This is a genomic window from Methanosarcina sp. UBA5 (genome assembly GCF_002505485.1).
In the GTDB taxonomy this organism is placed as follows: Archaea; Halobacteriota; Methanosarcinia; order Methanosarcinales; family Methanosarcinaceae; genus Methanosarcina.
The window spans coordinates 1-2,633 of record NZ_DAVG01000025.1 but is presented as its reverse complement, the minus strand read 5'-3'; the positions used below and the strand labels follow the sequence as shown (position 1 = coordinate 2,633).

At 38.2% G+C, this 2,633-nt stretch carries 2 protein-coding genes; one reads left to right on the top strand and one right to left on the bottom strand.

The window, feature by feature from the left end:
• The first annotated feature begins 30 nt into the window (after positions 1–30).
• Positions 31–1,125 (top strand): RNA-guided endonuclease TnpB family protein, encoded by a 1,095-nt coding sequence (locus tag BP621_RS02395; protein ID WP_292387764.1) that lies wholly within the window; start codon positions 31–33, stop codon positions 1,123–1,125.
• 421 nt (positions 1,126–1,546) lie between these two features.
• Here BP621_RS02395 and wrbA read toward each other — a convergent pair whose 3' ends face one another.
• Positions 1,547–2,176: an NAD(P)H:quinone oxidoreductase type IV gene (gene wrbA, locus BP621_RS02390; protein ID WP_292387763.1), complete on the bottom strand. Its 630-nt coding sequence runs from the start codon at positions 2,174–2,176 to the stop codon at positions 1,547–1,549.
• Between the last annotated feature and the right edge of the window lie 457 nt (positions 2,177–2,633).

The following is a 2,633-nucleotide window of genomic DNA, read 5'->3' as shown; positions in this document are numbered from 1 at the left end:
TTCATATAGTTACAAAACGTATAATATACTATGAAACGAGGAAACCGATACCGAATATACCCTACTAATGAACAGAAGGTACTTTTGGAAAAACACTTTGGCTGCACTCGATTCATATACAACAAACTTCTTGAAATTAAATCTATACTGTATAAAAGATGTAAAATAAGTGTTTCTGAGTTTGATCTTAATAAACACCTCCTAGTTCTAAAAGAAGTATATCCTTGGTTAAAAGAAGTTAATTCAGGAGCATTACAACAAGCAAGCCGAAACCTAAATTCTGCTTTCAATCATTTTTTCAAAGATGGATTTGGTTATCCTCAGAAGAAAAGGAAAAAGGATCATCATTTCTCTTTCCAGCTTCCACAACATTATGAGTTAGATTCATCTAGAATTTTGTTACCAAAACTCGGCTGGATAAAAGTTAAGATGCATAGAGATATCAAGGGAGAAATGAAAACATTAACAGTTTCCAGAACTCCAACCGGAAAATATTACATAAGTATTTTAACAGATGATGGAGAAAAAAGTCCTGAACCTGAACCGTTTTCTCATGCTACCTTAATTGGTATAGATGTAGGACTTACGACCTTTGCTACTCTTTCTACAGGAGAAAAAATTGATAATCCTAAGTTCCTGAATAACTCTTTGGAACGATTGAAATGTTTGCAAAGAAGAGTTTCAAAGAAAGTTATTGGATCTAAGAACCGAAGAAAGGCAGTTCATAAGCTTGCTAAGTTACATGAGAAAATAGCTAATCAAAGACATGATTTTCAACATAAAGTTTCTAATAGGCTAGTTAGCGAGAACCAAGCAATAGCTGTAGAAACTTTAAACATTAAAGGAATGATGAAAAACCATTATAGAGCACAAAGTACAGGAGATTCAGGATGGTATTCTTTTGTTTTGAAACTTCAGTATAAAGCTGAATGGTTAGGAAAGACTGTAATTAAAATTAGTCAATGGTTACCATCCTCGAAAACCTGTAGCGTTTGTGGTTATAAACATCTCAATCTAACAGAAGATATTAGAGAATGGATTTGTCCTGTTTGTGGAAATATCCATGATCGAGATATTAATGCCGCTATTAATATCAAAAATTTTGCCGTAGGAACTACGGTTTAAGCTTGTGGACTAGGAATAAAACGGTAACCGCCTAGTATGAAGCAAGAAGCTTCGCCCTCAAGAACTTGAGCCTTTAGGCGAAAGTGATAGGGCGAGGTAGTTCACTGTGCTATCATAGTAAATGCCTTATAAAAACAAATATTAAAAAAATCACTCACATAAGAGAATGCGTGTTTACAATGTCTTACGTAAAAAAAACATGCCCCATTTGTGGAAAAGAATTCTTAGTTCTTAAAAAGGCTGAGGAAAAAGCAACTTATTGTACTCTGGCGTGCCTGATAAAAGCTCAGAATAAAGTTGAATCCAGAGGCATGGCTTTCCGAGCCTTGGTTAAGCATTTGTAAGGTGAAAATATTAAAAATATGGAGAACATCCTTAAAAAGGAAGACGTTTTCCCATCTTTTTATTTTTACGGTCTCTTTTATTTTCCAGCGAGTTTTTTTGCAATCTGGGTTACGTATCTCCCCTGATAGCGGGCCATTGCAAGTTCATTTTCAGAAGGCTGGCGATTTTCGTCCGATCCTGCAATCGTTGAAGCTCCATATGGGCTACCTCCTGTAATTTCATCCATCCTTCTTTGGCGTTTTTCTGAATACGGAAGCCCTACAATAATCATTCCGAGATGAAGAAGGGTAACATGCGTTGTGAGAATTGTAGATTCCTGGCCCCCATGCTGTGTTCCACTTGAAGTAAAGACGCTTCCTACCTTTCCAACAAGAGCATCTCTACTCCAGAGTCCTCCAAGGCCGTCAAAAACGGTACGCATCTGGGCAGTCATATTTCCGTAACGTGTAGGTGTCCCGAAAATAAGGGCATCTGCTCCTGCAAATACATCTTCATACATGCTTCTGGTCAGGACAGGAATATGGGCAAAAAGATCTTTTGTTTCGATTGCCCCCATTTTTTCCAAAACCTCGTAAGGCAGGGTTTCAGGCACCTGATAAATCTCTACTTCAGCTCCTTCTACTTCTTTTGCTCCTTCAGCTATGGCTTCTGCCATTTTGTAAATATGACCATGAATACTGTGGAATATCACGTTTACCTTAACCATTTGAATCCCCCGTGAACTACCCGCCACTGAAGTGGCAGGCTTCTTGAATCATCCCACTTCCTAATGGAAATCAGTCATACAAGCCCTACCTTGCGTTCCGCAAGTGAAGAAAAATCAAAGTGGAAAATAGATGATTGTGATATGCTTGAGATNNAGGAGTTGTCATAACCTGTTTGCCCACAACTTCGCTTGGTTCTCGCTACAGTATTGGGGTGACATTATGCGTATATAATATTGGCGGGATGGCACAACTAAGTTTGCAGATAATGAAAATGAATACAGTTAACGGCTGTATCCCACCTTTGAAAAGGCGGGAATTAGCCTTAGAGGTCTTAAAACCAATTGAAATGTAAGTAAAGCGGTTCCAACTATACACAAAATGGATCAATAATCCCCGGAAAAATCCGGATCCCTTCGTGAACTACCCCTCGCTGTTCGTCCGGTAAACCGGACTTCT